This window comes from Klebsiella grimontii (assembly GCF_900200035.1).
Lineage (GTDB): Bacteria > Pseudomonadota > Gammaproteobacteria > Enterobacterales > Enterobacteriaceae > Klebsiella > Klebsiella grimontii.
This window is the reverse complement of sequence record NZ_FZTC01000015.1, coordinates 39,143-60,443: the sequence shown is the minus strand read 5'-3', so window position 1 is coordinate 60,443 and position 21,301 is coordinate 39,143. Positions and strand designations below refer to the sequence as shown.

17 protein-coding genes and 1 pseudogene are annotated in these 21,301 nt (G+C 56.1%); 11 read left to right on the top strand and 7 right to left on the bottom strand.

Annotated features, from left to right (window positions below):
- Positions 1-65: 65 nt before the first annotated feature.
- Entirely contained in the window at positions 66-995 is a 930-nt protein-coding gene (locus KOSB73_RS07895; protein ID WP_004129307.1) for a dihydrodipicolinate synthase family protein, read from the bottom strand.
- 252 nt (positions 996-1,247) lie between these two features.
- A complete protein-coding gene (locus tag KOSB73_RS07890; protein WP_049085676.1) occupies positions 1,248-2,279 on the bottom strand; it encodes a LacI family DNA-binding transcriptional regulator in 1,032 nt (343 codons plus the stop codon).
- A 438-nt stretch (positions 2,280-2,717) separates the two neighbouring features.
- Between KOSB73_RS07890 and KOSB73_RS07885 the strand changes: the two genes are divergently transcribed.
- A complete protein-coding gene (locus KOSB73_RS07885) occupies positions 2,718-4,115 on the top strand; it encodes an MFS transporter (protein WP_004132593.1) in 1,398 nt (465 codons plus the stop codon).
- Between the two features lie 123 nt (positions 4,116-4,238).
- Positions 4,239-5,579 (top strand): carbohydrate porin, encoded by a 1,341-nt coding sequence (locus tag KOSB73_RS07880; RefSeq protein ID WP_049085654.1) that lies wholly within the window; start codon positions 4,239-4,241, stop codon positions 5,577-5,579.
- A gap of 102 nt (positions 5,580-5,681) precedes the next feature.
- Here KOSB73_RS07880 and KOSB73_RS31100 read toward each other — a convergent pair whose 3' ends face one another.
- The 4 genes and pseudogenes from KOSB73_RS31100 to KOSB73_RS07865 all read right to left on the bottom strand — a co-directional run bounded on the left by KOSB73_RS31100 (position 5,682) and on the right by KOSB73_RS07865 (position 8,147).
- Entirely contained in the window at positions 5,682-6,428 is a 747-nt protein-coding gene (locus tag KOSB73_RS31100; RefSeq protein ID WP_223226925.1) for an SAM-dependent methyltransferase, read from the bottom strand.
- Between the two features lie 357 nt (positions 6,429-6,785).
- Positions 6,786-7,214, bottom strand: a pseudogene (locus KOSB73_RS31095) (class I SAM-dependent methyltransferase); the annotation flags it as partial.
- A 113-nt stretch (positions 7,215-7,327) separates the two neighbouring features.
- Positions 7,328-7,879, bottom strand: coding sequence for a GNAT family N-acetyltransferase (locus tag KOSB73_RS07870; RefSeq protein WP_004132606.1), 552 nt, complete (start codon positions 7,877-7,879; stop codon positions 7,328-7,330).
- Between the two features lie 10 nt (positions 7,880-7,889).
- The gene (locus KOSB73_RS07865; protein ID WP_004132607.1) at positions 7,890-8,147 is read right to left on the bottom strand and encodes a YjhX family toxin; all 258 of its coding nucleotides are present in this window, start codon (positions 8,145-8,147) and stop codon (positions 7,890-7,892) included.
- 583 nt (positions 8,148-8,730) lie between these two features.
- On the opposite strand from KOSB73_RS07865, the gene uxuA reads away from it, so the two are divergent.
- From uxuA to foxA, 5 genes are all read left to right on the top strand, one after another.
- Positions 8,731-9,915, top strand: coding sequence for a mannonate dehydratase (gene uxuA, locus KOSB73_RS07860; RefSeq protein WP_049085652.1), 1,185 nt, complete (start codon positions 8,731-8,733; stop codon positions 9,913-9,915).
- A 76-nt stretch (positions 9,916-9,991) separates the two neighbouring features.
- Positions 9,992-11,467 (top strand): fructuronate reductase, encoded by a 1,476-nt coding sequence (locus KOSB73_RS07855; protein WP_049130810.1) that lies wholly within the window; start codon positions 9,992-9,994, stop codon positions 11,465-11,467.
- A gap of 136 nt (positions 11,468-11,603) precedes the next feature.
- A complete protein-coding gene (gene uxuR, locus KOSB73_RS07850; protein ID WP_024359123.1) occupies positions 11,604-12,380 on the top strand; it encodes a Uxu operon transcriptional regulator in 777 nt (258 codons plus the stop codon).
- A gap of 154 nt (positions 12,381-12,534) precedes the next feature.
- The gene (locus KOSB73_RS07845; protein ID WP_049085651.1) at positions 12,535-13,527 is read left to right on the top strand and encodes a helix-turn-helix transcriptional regulator; all 993 of its coding nucleotides are present in this window, start codon (positions 12,535-12,537) and stop codon (positions 13,525-13,527) included.
- 121 nt (positions 13,528-13,648) lie between these two features.
- The gene (gene foxA / locus KOSB73_RS07840) at positions 13,649-15,757 is read left to right on the top strand and encodes a ferrioxamine B receptor FoxA (protein WP_098067474.1); all 2,109 of its coding nucleotides are present in this window, start codon (positions 13,649-13,651) and stop codon (positions 15,755-15,757) included.
- A gap of 40 nt (positions 15,758-15,797) precedes the next feature.
- On the opposite strand, the gene KOSB73_RS07835 is transcribed toward foxA, so the two are convergent.
- The gene (locus KOSB73_RS07835; protein ID WP_004133790.1) at positions 15,798-16,049 is read right to left on the bottom strand and encodes a zinc ribbon domain-containing protein; all 252 of its coding nucleotides are present in this window, start codon (positions 16,047-16,049) and stop codon (positions 15,798-15,800) included.
- A gap of 252 nt (positions 16,050-16,301) precedes the next feature.
- Between KOSB73_RS07835 and gabD the strand changes: the two genes are divergently transcribed.
- The 4 genes from gabD to KOSB73_RS07815 all read left to right on the top strand — a co-directional run bounded on the left by gabD (position 16,302) and on the right by KOSB73_RS07815 (position 21,301).
- On the top strand, positions 16,302-17,750 hold the full coding sequence (gabD, locus tag KOSB73_RS07830) for an NADP-dependent succinate-semialdehyde dehydrogenase (protein WP_049088527.1): 1,449 nt from the start codon (positions 16,302-16,304) through the stop codon (positions 17,748-17,750).
- A gap of 320 nt (positions 17,751-18,070) precedes the next feature.
- Complete coding sequence (locus KOSB73_RS07825; RefSeq protein WP_004133794.1) at positions 18,071-19,474, top strand: undecaprenyl-phosphate glucose phosphotransferase; 1,404 nt, start codon at positions 18,071-18,073, stop codon at positions 19,472-19,474.
- Positions 19,464-20,750: an outer membrane beta-barrel protein gene (locus KOSB73_RS07820; RefSeq protein WP_004133795.1), complete on the top strand. Its 1,287-nt coding sequence runs from the start codon at positions 19,464-19,466 to the stop codon at positions 20,748-20,750. Before KOSB73_RS07825 ends, KOSB73_RS07820 begins: the two co-directional genes overlap by 11 nt.
- Positions 20,747-21,301, top strand: coding sequence for a polysaccharide biosynthesis/export family protein (locus tag KOSB73_RS07815; protein WP_165774988.1), 555 nt, complete (start codon positions 20,747-20,749; stop codon positions 21,299-21,301). The genes KOSB73_RS07820 and KOSB73_RS07815 overlap by 4 nt, the downstream gene beginning before the upstream one ends.

Here is a 21,301-nt window from a genome sequence, read left to right as displayed (position 1 = left end):
CCGATTATCCGCAATACAGTAAGGCCGATTTCTGCATTGCGGATTCACAACTGAATCATAATGAATTAACGGACGCGGCCCAGCTCAGCGGCGCGCATGGCGTCGTGGATCTCTTTTTCAGCCCCATTCTCGAGCGGCAGCAGCGGAGAGCGAACGGTGGCATGTTCAAGGATCCCTCGCGCAACCAACGCATGCTTAAGGGCCACGGTACCTTCCATGTGAGAACCGCGGTGGTAGACGCTTTTGGTCACCGGCAGCAGTCGATCGTGCAGCTGACGCGCTTTAACGTAATCGCCCGCTTTACCCGCCTTAATCATTTCAATTAACGGCTCAGGCGCGATATTACCGTAGCCGACCAGGAAACCATCCACATCAAACGCGGTATGCAGCAGATACTCATCGTGGCAGCTTAAGATTTGCAGATCCGGACGCTCGCGACGAATCACCGGAATTTCAGTATCCCAGCGGCGCATATTACGTACGCCATTTTTCATGGCAAATACGCCCGGCTGCGCGGAGATATCCAGCAGGGTTTTCAGGTTGTAGGTGGCTTTAGTGACATCCGGATACTGGAAAAGAATCAGCGGCAGGCCGCTTTCTTCATACACCACGCGGTAGCGATCCTGGGGGGCGCCATCCTGATAGCCAAAACGCAGCCAACCGTGAGAAGGATAGAGCAAACCTGCGGATGCCCCGGCGGCAACGGCGCGCTTCGCCTCCAGCGCAGCCACTTCGGTCCCTTCCCCGGTGATACCGGCAATGATAGGAAGCTTATCATCCACCGACTTCACAAATGCGCGGATCACATTCGCCTGCTCTTCCTGGGTCAGAAAAGTCCCTTCCCCCGCGTGTCCCAGAACCACCAGACCTTTCACGCCGTCGATGCTGCCGAGCCAGTTACCGAGGCGCTGAATGGCATCATAGTCTACGCGTCCATCGCGAGTGAATGGCGTAACCGGAGCCGGAGTTAAACCTCTCAGATCGATGTTAATCATAAATATCCCCTTGATGAGTAAGCATTTGTTTGCGATTAAGCGATGATTTGAAACGAAAGTGAAATCGTTTCTGCAATCGTTTTCACGCAATTGACATTGAACCTCAAAAATAAAACCGTCAACGCCATGTTGGTTAAAAATGCAACGCAGATCACAAACTAAACAGCAATCTGCATCCGGGATGAGATCCGTTATACAAAATTCAACCCTCCCCGCTTTCTCCTGGAAAGTCGGGGGAGGATCGCAGAGGGATTATTTACGTGGAGACGCGGTAGACTTACGGGGAATAAGGGAAGGCGTGGTAATCCGCATATTATTATTTATCTCTGGATTCAATAACATATCAACCGCATTGCTGGCGATATGCTCCAGCGGCGTTCTGACCGAAGTCAGCGCCACGGGCAGTCTGCTCACCAGCGGAATATCGTTGTATCCCACCAGCGAGAGATCTTCGCCAATCACCAGGCCCTGCTGGTGCGCGGCCGCCAGGACGCCAATCGCCAGTTCGTCATTGACGGCAAACAGCGCGCTTGGGCGGTGAGGCTGGCTGAGAATTTTCATTCCCTGCTGCTCTCCCGAGGCGATGTTAAAATCTGAATGGCAGCACCAGTCCGCTTCGATCCTGAGCCCGGCTTCCTGCATTGCCCGCTCAAAGCCCTTACGCCGGTTGCGCGCGTTGGAGGCAAAATCAGGGCCGCCAATCAGGCCAATATCGCGGTGACCTAAATCGATCAGGTGCCGGGTAGCCAGATAGCCGCCAAGCTCATCGTCGCCTACCGATGAGGGGCTAAAACCGTCGGTACGCAGCGCCAGTACGTGGGGAACATCCCGTTCACGCAGGGCTTGCGGCAACGGATCGTCCAGCCGGCAGGTGGACATGATCAGCCCATCCACGCGGCGATCCAGCAGCGACTCAACGGCGTTTTTCTCCTGCTCCTTGCTATCCCCGCAGGTCGCTACAATCGCGAAATACCCTCGTCTGGCCGCGGCCCGGGCTATCTCTTCGAAAAGCATGGCGGTGACGGCATCGGTTAGCCTGGGAACCAGGACGCCAAGCGTCCCGGTATCGCCGCGCCGCAGGCTGGAAGCAACATAGTCCCGACGGTAGCCCAGCTCTCGGGCAACCTGGCGAATTTTATCTGCCGAGGCGCTGCGCGAGGTGGGTAATCTTTCATCGAGTACCCGTGAAACGGTCGAGACGCTAACGCCCGCGGCGCGAGCAACATCCCGCATTGTCGCCAGCTTTTTTTCCGGCAAATCGTTCAGTTCACTTTCTTGATCCATCTGCTGCTCCAACTCATCAATGCGGGTAAAAATCCGTGTTGCCCGTTCAACGGATACCATCGTGCAAACCGTGGGGTTAAAGGATCTTACGTCAAACCTCGCCCGGACAAAAGGAATGGTGCTTCACTTTGCCTGGGTGCGCCCGGCAGGTCGTTCATTGACCCTTTTTATTCACTTTGCCCTGCGTTCACCGCTTCGTTTTTTTACCGGTTAGTTTTTTCAGATTGTGAACTGCTCGACAATTATACAACAGGCGCAATTGACTTAGCGGTGAATCCAGCAAAGGATTAACTGAAAGTGAAATCGATTGCAGTAACGTTACCACAAACGAATTCAGAGAGCATTATATGCAGCACGTCTTTGGATAAGGGTCCGTTGCCCTGTTGTTATTCAGAACCTTACGTGTATGCCCCAGACAACGTTTAACAGGGTAATACTATGTCAACTCAGGCCATTGCTTCAGATTACGCCGTTGCCAGCGGAACGGCGTCAACACCGGACGCGCTGCTGGCAAGACTGGAACGTCTGCCCATCACCCGGCGGCTGAAGGCGATCCGCGTTATCGTCGGCTTATCGACGTTTTTCGATGCCTATACCATTATTGCTATCGCTTTTGCGCTTCCCCAGCTCACCCAGGAGTGGGGCCTTACGCCGACGTTTGTCGGTCTTATTATTGCGGCCAGCTACGTGGGCCAGCTGTGCGGCGCGCTGTTTTTTGGTTCGCTGGCGGAAAAAATAGGCCGTATCGGCGTATTACGTATCACCATCATCATGTTCGTTCTGATGGATGCGGCGTGCCTTTTTGCCTGGAACGGCTGGTCAATTCTGATTATTCGCTTTTTACAGGGGGTGGGTATCGGTGCGGAGGTTCCCGTTGCCAGCGCCTATATCAACGAATTTGTCGGAGCAAAGAAGCGCGGGCGTTTCTTTTTGTTGTATGAGGTGATTTTCCCTATCGGCATGATGTTTGCGGGCCTGGTCGGGTATTTTCTTGTGCCTATCTATGGATGGAAGGTCATGTTTTTAATTGGCTTAGTTCCCTCAGCGCTGACCGTTCCACTGCGCTGGCTGATGCCTGAATCACCGCGCTGGTTGGCTGCAAAAGGTCGGCTGAAGGAAGCGGACAACGTCGTATCGACGCTGGAATCTGAGGTGATCAGGCGTGGGATGACGTTGCCCGAACCTGAAATAAAAGCCCCCGCGGTGCAAAAAGCGGCTCCGGAAGGGGTTAAGGCCCTCTTCGGCGGTATTTATAAATCCCGCACCTTTATGCTGTGGGGGCTGTGGCTGACGGTTTACAGCGTCAACAACGGAATGATCACCTGGTTCCCGACCCTTTACAAAACCTGGTTTAACCTCTCCCTCGATACCAGCCTGGCCTACGGCTGGATCACCTCCTCCTGCGGCGTCGTCGCTTCGGTGATCTGCGCCTTGCTGATCGACCGCGTCGGGCGCAAGCGCTGGTACACATGGGCCTTTTTACTGGCCGTCGTTCCGCTGATTGCGCTTTCTGTTCTGGGCGCAAAATCCGCCGTTGAAATTCTGATTCTGGGAAGCATGACCTACGCCATTCTTCAGACCATCGCCTTCTCGCTTTATCTCTATGCGGCTGAGCTTTATCCCACCCGGCTACGCGCCATTGGCACCGCGTACTCCAGCGCATGGCTACGCGCGGGGTCATCCATTGGCCCATTAATGGTCGGGTTTATCGTCAGCGGCTTCGGGATCCGTTTTGTGTTTGTCACTTTCGCGGTCATCGCGCTGATTGGCGGCTTGATTACGTGGATTTTTGCCATTGAAACCAAAGGGAAATCGTTAGAAGAGCTGTCGCCATAGACGGCCTGTGGCTCCGGGATTCGCGGAGCCACCTCTGACAGGAGGTCGGCGTAGTCGGCTGATTCAGCTGCGCCCTATCGGGAACACTTCATAGACCTGGCTCATCAACGGGCGGTGAAAAACATGAACACACTCATTAAAAGCGGCATGATGCTGCTGGCATTTCTCTATCCTTTACTGGCTCTGGCCAACGATACGCTTTTTTCTCCAACAGCAAAAAATATGACCGGAGAGTGGGGAGGCGTGCGGACGGATCTGCGTCAGCATGGCTATGATTTTACGCTGGAATATAGCGCGATGACGGCCACGAATATTTCCGGCGGTTACGATCGCGATAAAACCCTGCGCTACAGCGACCAGTATATTCTCGGCGTAGATATGGACCTGGAAAAGATTTTAGGTATTCGCGACGGTGAATTTAAAGCGTCGGTGAATAATCGTAACGGGCGAGATCTGACTCAGGATCGGCTACAGGATCCGCGCGCGCCGGTAATAGGCTCCGGTGTCCAGAGTAACTACGGGCGGGGGCAAACATGGCACGCGACGCAGTTTTGGTTCAAAAAAAGCGGGTGGGAGAAGAAGCTGGATATCAAGGTGGGACTGATGCCGCCAGGAGAGGATTTTGATAATAACGGCTGCTTTTTTCAAAACCTGTCGCTGTGCGGTTCTTTAGCCGGACACGGCAGCGGTGTCTGGTATAACACCCCTATAGGCCAGTGGGGTGGCCGCGTCAAATACAGCCCTACCCCAGCGCTTTACGTCCAGGCCGGGGCGTTTCAGTACAATCCTAACTACGCCACCCGCCACGGAAGCTTCGAGCTCGATGGAACCGGGCATCTGGGGTACATGTACCTTTTTGAGCTGGGATACTCACCCACCCTCGGCGCGGCAAAACTCCCCGGCATCTGGAAACTCGGGGGCTGGTATAACACGGCGGAGGCCAACGATGTGCTGGATGATGACAATGGCGACCCCTATGTCCTCACGCACCAGGCCGCCCGGCGACACGACGGCCGCTACGGAGGTTATCTCTATATCAGCCAGCAAATTACCCACTCGAGCAGCCATCGACAAAATGGCCTTAGCCTTTTCGCGCATCTGGCAATGAATGATAAAGATACAGCGACAATGGACTATCAGATGCAGGCAGGCGCCATTTATAAAGGTCCTTTCGCCAGTCGTCCGCAGGACTTTATCAGCTTCGGCGTCAGTAAAATGCACGCCAACGACAGAGTCGCCCGTCGGGCGCAGCTCCTGAACCAGATGCGGGGGATCGAGGATTACGATAATCCCCTGTATGTCCCGGTTCGCAAAGCCGAGTACGCCGCAGAGCTGCATTATAGCTTCCGCGTTACGCCCTGGCTGACCGTGCGCCCTAACCTGCAGCTGCTGGCCCACCCGGGAGGAAGCGAGGAGATTAAAAACGCGTGGGTGATCGGCAATCAGGTGACCGTGAAATTCTGATAACACGGGCTGCCGCCGTCAGGCCTGACCCAAGGTGCCCTTTCCTGCGGTTCTGAATCCCCCTGCCCCGGCATAGCCTTGCGGCTATGCCGGGTATTTCAACTACCGCTTGATTAACGCAAACACACCCCAGCCAAAATACTCACGCGTCCAGGTGACATGGCGTTTTGGCGCCATCGTCAGCTCCGCCCTGACTTCTGACGCAAAGTCATCATCGGGGTTTTCCTCTAACCAACGGCGCAGGGTGAGCCATTTCGCCGCTTCGTAGCGGTCCCAACCTTCCTGGTCCGCCAGCACCATTTCGACGAGGTCATAGCCAAGCGCATCGTAAGAGGAGACCAGGTCGGGAAGCGTCAGAAAGTCGGCGAGCGAAGAGGCGCCACAGGCCTGTGCTATCTCTTCCGTTGCCGGAATCTTGCGCCAGTACGGTTCGCCAATCAGCAGCATACCACCGGGTTTGAGGCTTTTGCTCAGCAGCGCGATAGTCCCGGCGACGCCGCCACCGATCCAGGTCGCACCAACGCAGGCGGCGATGTCGCATTTTTCCTCGGCGACGTACCCGGCGGCGTCCTGATGAATAAAGGTTACGCTGTCGGCAACGCCGAGCTCTTCTGCCCGCCGCTGAGCCTGCTGGCTGAACAGCGCGCTCATATCAACGCCGATACCGCGGATGCCGTGATCGCGCGCCCAGGTACAGAGCATCTCCCCGGAACCGCTGCCGAGGTCGAGTAGGCGGGTTCCGGCCTTCATCCGCAGCACGCGGCCAAGGGCGGCGTATTTTTCCGGCGTAAATGGGTTATGGATGCGGTGAGCGCTTTCACTAATGGTGAAAATACGTGGGATATCCAATGGTTGAATTCCTTTTATGGGTGTTGCACAAAGAGAATCGGGAACGTTTTTTTCGGCCAGCAGCGCGTACAGCTTGCCGGCAAAGGTTTCGCTGACCGGCCATTCCGCCTCATCCGGGCGGGTAATGGTGGTCAAACCCGCCGTACGCAGCAGGTCGAGATAGCCGTCATCGCGCCATGCGGTCATCTGGCTGCCGAAGCGCGTCACCTTGCCGCTCTCTTCAATCGCCATAAACAGCGTGGAGCTGGTTTGCGCCGCCGGATCCCAGGCGTGCTCGGTCAGCAGCAGGTGCGGAACATCCAGAAACAGCCCCTGCGGACAGCGCTGCCAGCCGGGCTCGGCCATTCCCTGACGTTTAACTTCGGCATAGGTATGAACCTCGATGAGCAGCTTTCCCCACGGAACCAGCCACTGCGCGCAGCGGTTGACCAGCGAACGGGCCTCAGCCGCGCTGAACACATTCAGTTCACCGAAGGTCATCATGATGAAATCAAACGGTGTTTCCGGCGCGTAGTCGCGAACGTCCTGCTGGTGATAGGCAATATCAAGCCCGGCCGCCTGAGCCTGCTGGCGGGCCCAGGCGATCGACGCCGGTGAAAAATCCACGCCCGTACAGCAGAAGCCGCGCTCGGCCAGCAGGCGCGTGTAAAGACCCGGCCCGCAGCCGAGGTCGAGAATGCGGGCGCCGGCGGGCAGCTGTCCGGCAATCCACGCCACCTGTTGTTCGATAACCGCCCGCCTGCGGCTGGCCCAGTCGTGCTCCTGCGACAGATGGTTCTCTAGCATACGCTGGCTAAACGCCGGGTCATCCCAGGGGATTTTGCGCTCCCGGGATGACAACACGATATGCCTGGAACCTGTAATAATCGTGCCAATAGTCATCATCATTTCCTTATTGATTACTCGCGCCAGTGCTCGGGTTTCATTAACGCCCGGGCGCACTGTATTTGACCCGTTCGTCCCAGCGGCTGAGATGAAAGCGGCTGCAGCATCCAGCAGGCTTTGAGCGCCTCGGGAATGGGATAAGGCGCCGGATAGCCTTTATCTCCCGCGCATGGCTCAAACCCATGCCTGGGGTAGTAAGTGGCGTGGCCCAGAACAAATACCGTCTGGCTTCCCATGGCTTTCAACTGCTCAATGCCGTGACGGATAAGCCCTCCGCCAACGCCCGCGCCCTGGTATTCCGGCACCACCGCAAGGGGAGCAAGGATGTGCATCATCGGCGAGTCCGGCTCCCCTTTGAACGTCGCCCGGGTGAATAAAATATGCCCAACCGCCTTTCCGTTATGCCTGGCCAGCAGCGATAACGTCGGGCAGGCGCTCTCATCGTTGAGCAAATCGGCCACCAGCCTGGCCTCTTTGCTGTAGCCGAAAGCCCGGGTTTCGACATGGAGAATGTCATTGGTATCGCCTTCAGAGGCGACATGAAAAGTGAAGCTGTGGTTTGTCATCAGAGGCTCCTTAGCGATTATCCAGCTGTGCGCGGACATTATTCAGCCCGGTGGTATTGATGCGATAGGGCTGTCCGTTGACGGACTTAATCAGCTTTTTGGTTTTGAGTTTTTTGAAAACGGCGAGCGTGCAGTCGCTGAGCAGGAGCCCTTCGCGGCTGTAGCATTCAACAGAAGTGACGCGGCCTGATGCATCGCGAACGTGCGCGATCCGGCCACCTTTAGCGAGAACGTGTAAGGTACGTTGTTCCTGACGGGATAGATTCATACTGAAGAAACCTGTTCATCATCATGCGTAAAAACGAGCCAACACCCGCAGGTGTTCGCGTAAGGTTTAAGCGCAGCGATAACCAGTCCGGCCTGAAAAGGTCGGGAAGCTGATTATCTAATGATGACATTCTCCAGCATCAAAGCCTCGGTGAGAGTTGAAAAGGTATTTATCAGCGAAATGATAACACGCAGTTTTTATATGGAAATCGTTATAGTCAAAAAGTGTGATCTACGGCGAGTCCGCACGCTTTCTGGCGCTTATGGTCGACATGTTGATGCCATTGGTTAACCATTTATCAAGACGTGACGCACGGAACCTTATACCCTTCTGAGCGTCAGCAGAATCTACAGGCGCTACTCAACGGGGCTGAAATGATGTCGAGCCTTTCACTTATGCCATTAGCGAATCTCCATCACATTTTGGTTTACCAATTTACCTTTCATGGTTGACTTGTTCGACCAATTGGAGGAATTTATACGCCATATCGTCTGGTTTCTCCTCCGTTACGATGGTTGACCGGAACCGACGCTCCCATCAAAGCAGCGGCCTGAAGCAGGTCAACAACGTGAAGAGGTTAAGCATGGAACAGACATGGCGCTGGTATGGCCCTAACGATCCGGTCACTTTAGCTGACGTCCGTCAGGCGGGCGCGACCGGAGTGGTTACCGCACTGCACCATATCCCGAACGGCGAAGTGTGGACGGTTGACGAGATCCTCAAGCGTAAAGCCATCGTGGAAGAAGCCGGCCTGGTATGGTCGGTGGTCGAAAGCGTACCGATTCACGAAGAGATCAAAACCCATACCGGCAACTACGCGCAGTGGATCGCTAACTATCAGCAGAGCCTGCGCAATCTGGCCCAGTGCGGTATTCGCACCGTGTGCTACAACTTTATGCCGGTCCTCGACTGGACCCGTACCGACCTTGAGTACGTCCTGCCGGATGGCTCCAAAGCCCTGCGCTTCGATCAGATTGAATTCGCCGCCTTTGAGCTGCATATCCTCAAGCGTCCGGGCGCGGAAGCGGACTACACCGCCGAAGAGGTCGCCCAGGCGAATCAGCGTTTCGCCGCCATGAGCGATGAAGATAAAGCGCGCCTGACCCGCAACATTATCGCCGGTCTGCCGGGCGCGGAAGAGGGTTATACCCTCGACCAGTTCCGCCAGCATCTGGCTACCTACAAAGATATCGATAAAGCCGCCCTGCGCGAGAATTTCGCTGTCTTCCTGAAAGCGATTATTCCCGTCGCCGAAGAGGCTGGCGTGCGTATGGCGGTGCACCCGGACGATCCGCCGCGCCCGATTCTCGGCCTGCCGCGCATCGTCTCGACCATTGAAGATATGCAGTGGATGGTCGACACGGTGAACAGCATGGCGAACGGCTTTACCATGTGCACCGGCTCCTACGGGGTCCGCGCCGACAACGATCTGGTTGATATGATTAAACAGTTTGGGCCGCGCATTTACTTCACCCACCTGCGATCTACGCTGCGTGAAGAGAACCCGAAAACCTTCCACGAAGCCGCGCATCTGCACGGCGACGTGGACATGTACGAAGTGGTGAAAGCGATTGTCGAAGAAGAGCACCGCCGTAAAGCGGAAGGCAAAGAGGATCTTATTCCGATGCGTCCTGACCACGGCCACCAGATGCTCGACGACCTGAAAAAGAAAACCAACCCCGGCTATTCCGCGATTGGCCGCCTGAAAGGGCTGGCTGAGGTCCGCGGCGTCGAGCTGGCGATTCAGCGCGCTTTTTTTAGCCGCTAATTCCTGACTGGCGGGGCCGACAGCGCCCCGCCTTTATCCCTTCGGTCGCCCGTTGCGGCCCACCCTGGAGTTTGCTATGACTGCCACCCTTGCCGACAGCAACCTGCCGGTTACACGCCCTGCGTGGGATCGTTCTCGCCTGGAATCCCGCATCGTTCACCTGGGCTGCGGCGCGTTTCACCGCGCGCATCAGGCGCTTTACACCCATCATCTGCTGGAAACCAGCGATAGCGACTGGGGCATCTGCGAAGTCAACCTGATGCCGGGCAACGACCGCGTCCTGATTGAGAATCTGAAAAATCAGCAGCTGCTTTATACCGTGGCGGAGAAGGGCGCTGACAGCACCGAGCTGAAAATCATCGGTTCAATGAAAGAGGCGCTGCATCCGGAAATCGACGGCTGCGAGGGCATACTGCGCGCCATGACGCGCCCGCACACGGCCATCGTCTCTCTGACGGTAACGGAAAAGGGCTACTGCACCGATGCGGCCAGCGGTCAGCTCGATCTGAATAATCCGCTGATTCAACACGACCTCGCTAACCCGGCGACGCCGAAATCCGCCATAGGCTATATCGTCGAAGCGCTGCGCCTGCGCCGCGAAGAGGGGCTAAACGCCTTTACGGTGATGTCCTGCGATAACGTTCGCGAGAATGGCCACGTAGCGAAAGTGGCGGTGCTTGGCCTGGCCCAGGCGCGCGACCCGCAGCTGGCGGCGTGGATTGAAGCCCATGCTACCTTCCCGTGCACCATGGTTGATCGCATCGTGCCCGCGGCGACGCCCGAAACCCTGCAGGAGATTGCCGACCAGCTTGGCGTCTACGATCCGTGCGCCATCGCCTGCGAACCGTTCCGCCAGTGGGTGATTGAAGATAGCTTCGTCAACGGCCGCCCGGCGTGGGACAAAGTCGGCGCGCAGTTTGTTGAAGACGTGGTGCCGTTTGAAATGATGAAGCTGCGAATGCTCAACGGCAGCCACTCTTTCCTCGCGTATCTGGGCTATCTCGGCGGCTATGAAACCATCGCCGATACCATGACCAACCCGGCCTACCGCAAAGCGGCTTTGGCCCTGATGATGCAGGAGCAGGCGCCGACGCTGTCGATGCCGGAAGGTACCGATCTACAGGCTTACGCCACGCTGCTGATCGCCCGATTCAGCAACCCGTCCCTTCGTCATCGCACCTGGCAGATCGCCATGGACGGTAGCCAGAAGCTGCCGCAGCGTCTGCTGGATCCCATCCGTCTGCATTTGCAAAATGGCAGCGACTGGCGTCACCTGGCGCTCGGCGTGGCGGGCTGGATGCGCTACACCCTGGGGATCGATGAACAGGGGCAACCGATTGATGTCGTCGACCCGCTACAGGCGGAATTCCAACAGATCAACCAGCGTTATCAGGAAGCGGAACGCGTCCCGGCGCTGCTGGCCATAAGCGGAATTTTTGCCCACGATCTGCCGGACAATAGCGAATTTGTCAATGCGGTAACCCAGGCGTACCAACAGCTGTGCAAACGCGGCGCCCGCGAGTCCGTTGCGGCAGTCAGGGCCAGCCTGTAATCACCCTCCTGTTACGGGTCAACTGAAGCATAATTTGGTTGACCCGTTTTGAGTATCCCCAGCCGAGAGAGATGCTAACCCTCCAGCCAAATGCTATAGTCAGCCACCGGGCTATCGCATCTCACAACATAACATCATGAAATCACAAATTTCTCAGCACAGACCCTATCAGGAAGTCGGCGCGTTGATCCGCGACCTGATCGTCAAGACGCCCTATCGCCCCGGCGATCGCTTACCGCCGGAGCGCGAGATCGCCGAGATGCTGGACGTCACCCGTACCGTGGTTCGTGAAGCGCTGATCATGCTGGAAATTAAAGGGCTGGTCGAAGTGCGCCGCGGCGCCGGGATCTACGTGCTCGATAACGCCGCCGGAGAAGGCGCGGCGGAGAGCGCGGACATGAACCACTGCAATGACGCCGGTCCGTTTGAACTGCTGCAGGCCCGCCAGCTGCTGGAAAGCAATATCGCCGAGTTTGCCGCCCTGCAGGCGACCCGGGAAGATATCATCAAAATGCGCCAGGCCTTACAGCTTGAAGAGCGCGAGCTGGCCAGCAGCGCGCCGGGCGGCTCCGAAAGCGGCGATATGCAGTTTCACCTCGCCATCGCCGAAGCGACCCATAACAGTATGCTGGTAGAGCTGTTCCGCCAGTCATGGCAGTGGCGGGAGAATAATCCCATGTGGATCCAGCTGCACCGCCATCTCGGCGATACCCACTACCGCCAGGAGTGGCTGGTGGATCATAAACGGATCCTCGCCGCCTTAATCAAAAAAGACGCCCGGGCGGCCAAGCTCGCTATGTGGCAGCATCTGGAAAACGTTAAACGGCGCCTGCTGGAGTTCTCCAACGTCGACGATATTTACTTCGACGGCTACCTGTTTGACTCCTGGCCGCTGGACAACGCGGACGCCTGACCCCTTCTGCAAACGCGCGGACATCGCCCGTCCGCGCGCCCCTTGCCGCTGCGCCGCAATCATTGATAATGATTCTCATTTTATTGTCGCTCTGCCCGCGCAATGGTAAAGTTACCCTATCTGATGACGCTCCCTTTCCGGTGCCGACAACCGCATGAACAAGACAACGACGCACAACGAACCCGCCCGCCAGGCGCCGAGAAAAACTTTCTCCGTCAGCGAGTTTATGGCGTTTGGTGAACGATACGGTATCGACTACCGCTTCCCGCTGCTGCGGCAAACGCCAGCCCCCTCGCACGCCAGCCCGGTGCTGCGGGGAGAAGTGGAAGAGATGACGCTGCCCTGCGGTATGTGCGTCACCCATTCTGATGTTCAGGTGTTGCAGCCCTATGAGACCACCTCCCGCCACAGCAGCCCGCTCTATATGCTGGTGGTGCTGGAAGGCTGTGTCGCCCTGACCCTCAACGGGGAGCAGCACCTCGTCCGTTCCGGGATGGCGTTCACTTCGCGTCTTAGCGAACAACAGACGATGCGCGCCCGCCACGATGCCGACAGCCGGCTACGTACGCTCTCCCTCGGACTCTACCCGGACGGCGCGTGGCGCGACGGCCTGCTCGATTCATTGATGCGCGAATGGGAAAGATGCCAGACGCCAACGCTTATCTGGCAGATACCGGGGTTTCTGCTGAGCGGGCTGCAGTACGCACAGCAGAGTTCGCCTGGCCGCGTTTCCCGCCAGCTGATGCTGGAGGGGCTGATTCTTCAGCTGTTCGGTCACGGGCTGAGCGTATGCCAGGACGAAAGCGCGAAGCACGTCGCCCCGGCGGGCGGCGAGCGGCAGCGGCTGGAGAGGGTTCGCCGCCTGCTGGAGCAGTCGCCGGAAAATGACTATAGCCTCAATGAGCTGGCCCAGCGGGCGGCGATGAGCTCCAGCAGCTTGCGCAGCAAGTTTCGCCAGACATACGGCTGCTCGGTCTTCGACTACCTGCGCGACTGCCGCCTGGCGCGGGCAAGAGGCTATCTGCTTGAAGGATATAGCGTACAGCAAGCGGCCTGGATGTCGGGCTATCAGCACGCCACCAACTTCTCTACGGCTTTTCGTCGGCGCTACGGCATCTCGCCCTGCGATGTGCAAAAGGTGGGCTAATCCATTTTTCCCTTTTTTGCGAAAAATAGTTAGCGGCTTTGGCAGCGCGCATACGTATCCTGGCATTGCGCATAGCTATAGAGAGCATCAAAAAGGTAATAATTCTTATTAACAATTAGAAATGCCTTTGGAGATGTTCATGTTTGCGAAAACTCGCCTGGCGCTGCTGGTGGGATGGGTGACCGGCGGCGTCGCTTTCCCCCTGCTGGCCCAGGAAACAACTAAAAACGAAACCATCGTGGTCACTTCGCAGATGCAGAGCGGCGCGACCAAAATTGCCACGCCGGATATTGAGACGCCGCAGTCGGTGTCCATTATCACCCGCGAGCAGTTTGAAGAACAGGGCGCGATCAGCGTCCGCCAGGCCGTGAGCTATACCCCCGGGGTTTACAGCAACCAGATTGGCGCCTCCAACCGCTTTGACTATATCGTCCTGCGCGGCTTCTCCGACGGCAGCCTGGATAACGTCTATCTCGACGGCCTGAAAATGATGGGCGATACCAACTCGCACAGCTCGCTGGTGGTCGATCCGTGGTTCCTCGAAAATATCGAAGTGGTGCGCGGCCCGGCCTCGGTGCTGTACGGCCGCTCTTCGCCCGGCGGCATCGTCGCCCTCACCTCGCGTAAACCCTCATTCGATCCCGGCGGTGAAATCAAGCTGTTTGCCGGGAATAACAACCAGCGCGGGGCGGCGTTCGACGTCACCGGGGCGCTGGACGATAACGATCGCGTGGCGGCGCGCTTAAGCGGCATGACCCGCTATGCGGACTCGCAGTTTGATACCTTAAAAGAGCAGCGCTACGCGATCATGCCCAGCCTGACCTGGCGCATCACCGACCAGACGCGACTTGATTTAATGGCCTATCTACATCGCGATCCGGAGGGCGGCAGCCACTCGGGCCTCCCCTATGAAGGCACCGTGGTGCCGCACAATGGCAAGAAAATCGCGAATACCTTCTTCGAAGGCGAAGATGATTACGACAAGTACGATCGCCGCGAAAATATGGTCGGCTACAACTTCGAGCATATGTTTGATAACGGCTGGTCGGTGCGGCAGAAGCTGCGCTACCTGCATACCAAAGTTGAGCTGAATCAGGTGTATGCCGCGGGCTGGCTGAACGAAAGCGAGCTGAACCGCGGCTATTCCGGCTCGGACGAAAAGATGAACGCCATCACCCTTGATAACCAGCTCGACGGCAGCGTCGATACCTGGGCCGTCAACCATCGCCTGCTGATGGGGATCGACTATCAGGACCGCAGCAACGACACCACCGGCTACTATGGCGCATTCCCGGCTATCGACGCCTTTAATCCGGTCTACGGCGCGAAGCCGGATTACATCACCATGTACAGCCGCGAGAAGCACAAGCTGCGCCAGACCGGCTACTATCTGCAAGATCAGATGTCCTGGGAGCGCTGGCGCTTCACCCTCGGCGGGCGCTACGACCAGGTCAGCGTGTCGAATATCGATAAGCTCAATCAAACGCGCAGCGATCTGGATAAGAACAACTTCAGCACCCGCGCCGCGCTGTTGTATCTGTTCGACAACGGGTTTGCCCCGTACATCAGCTACTCTACCGCCTTTACGCCCACCAGCTTCGCCGATGAAAACGGCAACGTGCTCGATCCGATGAAAGGCAAGCAGTGGGAGGCCGGGCTGAAGTATGAGCCGGAAGGAATGAACAGCCAGTTCAGCGCCTCGGTATTCCGCATCAATCAGACCAATATCGCCACCAAAGAAGAACCGACCGATCCGTATCGTTCGATCGGCGAAATTGAGTCGAAAGGGGTGGAGCTGGAGGCGATCAGCCAGCTAACGGACAGCTTCCGCCTGCAGGCCGCCTATACCTATACCGACATTCGCTATAAGAAAAGCAGCCCGGAAGAGCAAGGCAAGCGCGCCGTCTACGCGCCGCGCAATCAGGCCAGCGCCTGGCTGAGCTACGATGTGAAAAGCGGCCCGCTGGATGGCCTGACGCTCGGTTCCGGCGTGCGCTACGTCAACGGCATTACCAGCGATCGCCTGAATACGCACACTCTGCCGTCCTATACGCTGGTGGATATGGCGATTGGCTATGACCTGTCGAAGGTGGGAATTAAAGGCCTCAGCGCCCAGCTGAACGTCAATAACCTGACCGACAAGAGCTACATTGCCGCCTGTAACTCGCTCTCCTACTGCTACTTTGGCGCGGAGCGCAGCATCGTCGGCAGCGTCTCCTGGAAGTTCTGATAACGTTAAAAAGCCCGGAGTTTTGGCTCCGGGCCGCCGGTTAATCTTCCGCTTTATGGGCCCACGCGGGCATGGCCGTTAAATAACGCATCGCCCGCTTGCGTGATTCCACGGGCCCGACCTTCTGCCAGGAATCGAGGTACTCGGCCAGGCCGGAGACGGCATCCTCCCAGGACTTAAGCTTCCCCTCGCTATCGCAGCACCAGGCGCAATAATCGTCGCTTGCGCTTTTCGCACCTTCGGCGGACATCGGCATTCCACAGGCCTGACAAAACCTTTCTTGCTGTGACATAGAGCGCTCCTTTCTTGCCAGTTGAGCATAAAAAATACCGCATTTTTTGCACAATAACGTACCGCCAGTTCAAATAACCGTAAATTAATGATGGTTATTGCGGCCGAAAAACGCCCGGCGCCCGGCTTCCTCAACGCGTTCGACTACACTAAACAGGGACAAATGTTTGACGCCGCTGGGTCTGCCGGGAGTATCAGTCCCCGCCGAGCCGGACGCATTCACTGCTAAAACAGATTAAGACAGGACGCAATCATGCAACTTAACGACCCTACCCTTTTTCGCCAGCAGGCAATGATTAATGGACGCTGGCGCGACGCCAGCGGCAAAGAGACTCTCGCGGTGACCAACCCCGCCAACGGCCAGCCGCTGGGCAACGTACCCAAAATGGGCGCCGGGGAAACCCGTGAAGCTATCGATGCCGCCGCCCGCGCGCTGCCCGCATGGCGCGCCCTTACCGCCAAAGAACGCTCCAGTATCCTGCGCCGCTGGTTTGAGCTGATGATGGAACATCAGGACGATTTGGCGCGCCTGATGACGCTGGAACAGGGGAAACCGCTGGCGGAAGCAAAAGGCGAAATTAGCTACGCCGCCTCCTTTATCGAGTGGTTTGCCGAAGAGGGCAAACGCATCTACGGCGACACCATTCCCGGCCATCAGGCCGATAAGCGGCTGCTGGTGATTAAGCAACCGATAGGCGTGACCGCCGCGATCACCCCGTGGAATTTCCCCTCGGCGATGATCACCCGCAAGGCGGGCCCGGCGCTGGCCGCAGGCTGCACGATGGTGCTCAAGCCCGCCAGCCAGACGCCGTTTTCCGCGCTGGCGCTGGCGGAGCTCGCCAACCGCGCCGGGATCCCCGAAGGGGTATTTAACGTCGTTACCGGTTCGGCCAGCGAGGTCGGCGGTGAGCTCACCGGCAACCCGTTAGTGCGCAAACTCTCCTTTACCGGCTCGACGGAAATTGGCCGCCAGCTGATGGAGCAGTGCGCGAAAGATATCAAGAAAGTCTCGCTGGAGCTGGGCGGCAATGCGCCGTTTATCGTTTTTGACGACGCCGATCTCGATAAAGCCGTCGAAGGCGCGTTGGCCTCCAAGTTTCGCAACGCCGGACAGACCTGCGTCTGCGCCAATCGCCTGTACGTCCAGGATAGCGTTTACGATCGCTTCGCCGAAAAGCTTCAGCAGGCGGTCAGTAAGCTGCAAATTGGCGATGGCCTGCAGCCGAACGTCACTATCGGGCCGCTGATTGACGAGAAAGCGATCGCTAAAGTGCAGGAGCATATCGCCGATGCGCTGGGCAAAGGCGCGCGGGTAGTAACCGGCGGGAAAGTCCATGAGCTGGGCGGTAATTTCTTTCAGCCAACGATTCTGGTGGACGTCCCCGGCGATGCGAAAGTGGCGAAAGAAGAGACCTTTGGCCCCCTCGCCCCGCTATTCCGCTTTAAAGATGAGGCAGATGTTATCGCTCAGGCCAACGACACCGAGTTCGGCCTCGCGGCCTATTTCTACGCCCGCGATCTGGGCCGCGTTTTTCGCGTCGGCGAGGCGCTGGAGTACGGCATTATCGGGATTAACACCGGCCTTATCTCCACCGAGGTCGCCCCCTTCGGCGGGGTTAAATCTTCCGGCCTGGGTCGGGAAGGGTCGAAGTATGGGATAGAGGATTACCTGGAAATCAAATACATGTGTATTGGGATTTAGCCGATGAACGCGCCAGCCCCCGCTGGCGCGGATGATTTCACCCGCGATCGCGGATCGGCCGGAACATGAAGCCCGCACGGCCGCCAGTTTGCCCACCGAGCCTCTGTTACTCTTAAATCCGGATCATCATTCATTATGCTTAATGGCAATGATAAAAAGTTATCGATTATCAGTCATGGACAGGTTCGACATAAGATTAATCGTAGGCTACAATAATCAACGCCAATCTAAAGCTTAATTTTTCAATAGATTCATAGAGATAAATTCAGCTTTAAAGAAGGACAGGACATCATTTTATTGACTATAAAACGAGCAAAAAGATGACGGATAGTACCATTAAGATTTACAATGCCCGCTATAGCAAGCTGATGAAGCTAATGGATTTTTTTGCCGTCAACCTGTTTATTTTCGCTTATTTAAAATACTTTTTCGTCGAACCCTCAACGGCCTCTCTGTTCCTGGGAATAATATATTCACTGATTTTTATCCGGGCTAATGAACACTTTCAGTTATATTCCGGTCAGTTCAAGGGACAATATTTAAAAAAATTAACCAAGCTGTTCTTCAGCGTCTGTATTAGCGGACTGTTGTCATTTTTATTATTCGTAAGCGCCGAACTATTGCTGAACAATCACGCCAGCACAAACGCGGTGCGGTTGGCTGAAATAATTGTGCTGTGTTCGATGGCCATATTTATTAGCATGTTTCTTATTCGCGTTATCTCCAGCCGCTATTTTTTCAAATCCAGACTCAAGGTGGCTATTTTAGGCATAACGCCGGCCGGACTGGCCATCGAGCAGGCCCTGTTTAAGGAGTATACCCACGACGGGATAGACATTACCTTCTTTGAGGACCGCGCCGTTCAGCGCGACAGTCGCCTGCTCAGCATTGAGAAAAAAGGCAACTCAAGAGACCTGCTGGCGCTGGCGAAAGCCGGAGAAATCGATGAAGTCTATATTGCCCTGCCGATGGTCGCCCAGCAGCGTATCCGCCAGTTCCTGAACGAATTTTCCGACACCACCGTGGACGTATTCCTGGTGCCGGACCTCTTTTCCTACAGCTCACATATTTCTCAGCTGCGGATGTTCGGCAATATTCAGACCATCAGCATTTTTACGTCGCCATTTGAAGGCGAAGGCGCGGTGCTCAAGCGTATCGAAGATATCGTGCTTGGCGCTTTTTTTACCCTGGTCAGCCTGCCGGTGATGCTGGCGGTAGCGATCGGCATTAAGCTGACTTCGCCGGGCCCTGTTCTGTTTAAACAAAACCGTTACGGCCTGAACGGTAAACAGATCCCCGTCTGGAAGTTCAGAACCATGCGCGTAATGGAGAACAGCGCGGTAGTGACCCAGGCGACGCGTAACGATCCGCGCATTACCCGCTTTGGCGCTTTTTTACGCAAAACCTCGCTCGATGAACTGCCGCAGTTTTTTAACGTGCTGCAGGGAACCATGTCGATAGTGGGTCCACGCCCTCACGCAGTGGCCCACAATGAGCAATATCGTCTGTTGGTGGAAAATTACATGATCCGCCATAAAGTGAAGCCCGGCATTACCGGCCTGGCGCAAATTCACGGCTTTCGCGGCGAAACCGACACGATTGATAAAATGGAAAAACGTATTCAGTACGATCTGGAATATATACAGTCGTGGTCGCTGCTGCTGGATATCAAAATCGTTTTTTTAACGTTTTTCCGCGGATTTGTGGGGAAAAATGCGTTCTGAACTCACTTTCCTCGCGGGCCTACTGGCGGTTCCTTACGCATGGGCGGACCTGCAGGCTAAACCACATACCGGTGTGGCTGGCATCGATTTCGAGAGCCAGGTGGGTTATGACGTCGGTTACAATGACAACGTGACCTGGCAACGCTACGGCGGCAATGAAATCGGCTCCGCTTATCAAGGCGTGAAGCCGATTTTCAAAGCCATCGGCGAGCGCTACGAAGACCGCTATTTACTGATGTACTCCGGCGATTACCGCCGCTACGCCAGCGATAGCGCAGATAACCGCGACAACCATTTTTTTATGTTTAACGGCAAGTGGCGCTTCGGCAGCATGCACGGGCTGTCGTTGGATCTCGATGAAACGTTCGGTCATGAAGAGCGCGGCCGCGATACCACCGAGGGGTTTCTCCCCGAGCAGTTTACAGAGTTTGGCATTAATCAGCCTATCGCCACGCGCTTCTTTAACAGCGAACTGCGCTATAGCTACGGCGCCCCGGAAGGGCGCGGCAAAGCAGAAGTCGCGCTCATGCACAAGCAGCTGCGCTTTCGCAATCTCGACAGCATCGAGGACGCCAGCGCCGACTTTCATTACTACATGCACGATCAGGAGTGGCATGAAAACAGCCTGGTCGCCGAGCTGTTTGATCAAAAAGCCAAAACGCTGCGCTATCGCTATAGTTTTATCACTAACCAGCGTCGCTATGAGCTCAACCCGTTAAAAGATAGTAATGAATACTATCTATTGGTCGGCATGAAAAACCGCCTTTCCGGCAAGACCGAGATCCACGGCAACGTCGCCTGGCTGTATAAAGATTTCATCCATAACCCCGACTCACAGGGGTTCAACGGCCTGAACTGGGATATTAACGCCGACTGGAAACCGCTTGAACAGATAAAGCTCAACTTACACAGTTCGCAGCGTATTAAAGATCCCACCGACTCCGGCGGCTATATTCTGGTATCAAATTTCGGTGTGGGGTATGAGCACCACTGGCTGGTCGACAGATTCTCCACTCTGGTTGATTACTCTTATATTACAGAGGATTACAAGCACCAGACCAACGGACGCAAAGATCAATCAAATCTCGTGTCGCTCACCTTCAACTACGACTACCGTCCATCCGTTAATTTTCAGCTGAAGCTGCAATGGAACACGATGCATTCTAATAAAGAAAAAGATGCCTTTTATATTGGCCCGGACTATGACCATGAGGTCGAGCGCACGCTGGGCTATAACGACTCGGCCATTATTTTTATGACGCAGGTACAAATATGATCCTTATCTATGGAAAACGGGCGATTATTCCTCTTCTGGCGCTATGGCTGGCGGGCTGTTCGGCTCCCCAGCAGACGATCCGAACGCCGCCGGACGCCGTTTATCATCTGGATCAGGGCGATGAGATCAATATCGCGGTTTCCGGCGAGCAGGATCTCACTATGCGCGTAAAAATCGATAATAGCGGCAGCGTTGATTATCCTTATATAGGCTCGCTGATGCTGAAAGGAAAAACGCCGGAACAGGTCGGCAACGAAATTGCCGATAAGCTGCGCGGTAGCTATCTACAGGCGCCAATGGTGACCGTGAGCATTGCCGAATACCGGAAGATTTATCTGTTAGGCGAAGTCAAAAAACCGGACGGCTACGCATGGGAACCCGGCTTAACGGCGGAAAAAGCCATTGCGCTGGCCGGCGGGTTTACCGATCGCGCCGATCGCCACGACATCCGCATTCGCCAGTTTCGCGGCGGTAAACTGCTGGAAAACGTCGCCGCCGACTCCGCCGTACAGGCTGGGGATACCATTATCATTGGCATGAGTTTCTTCTGA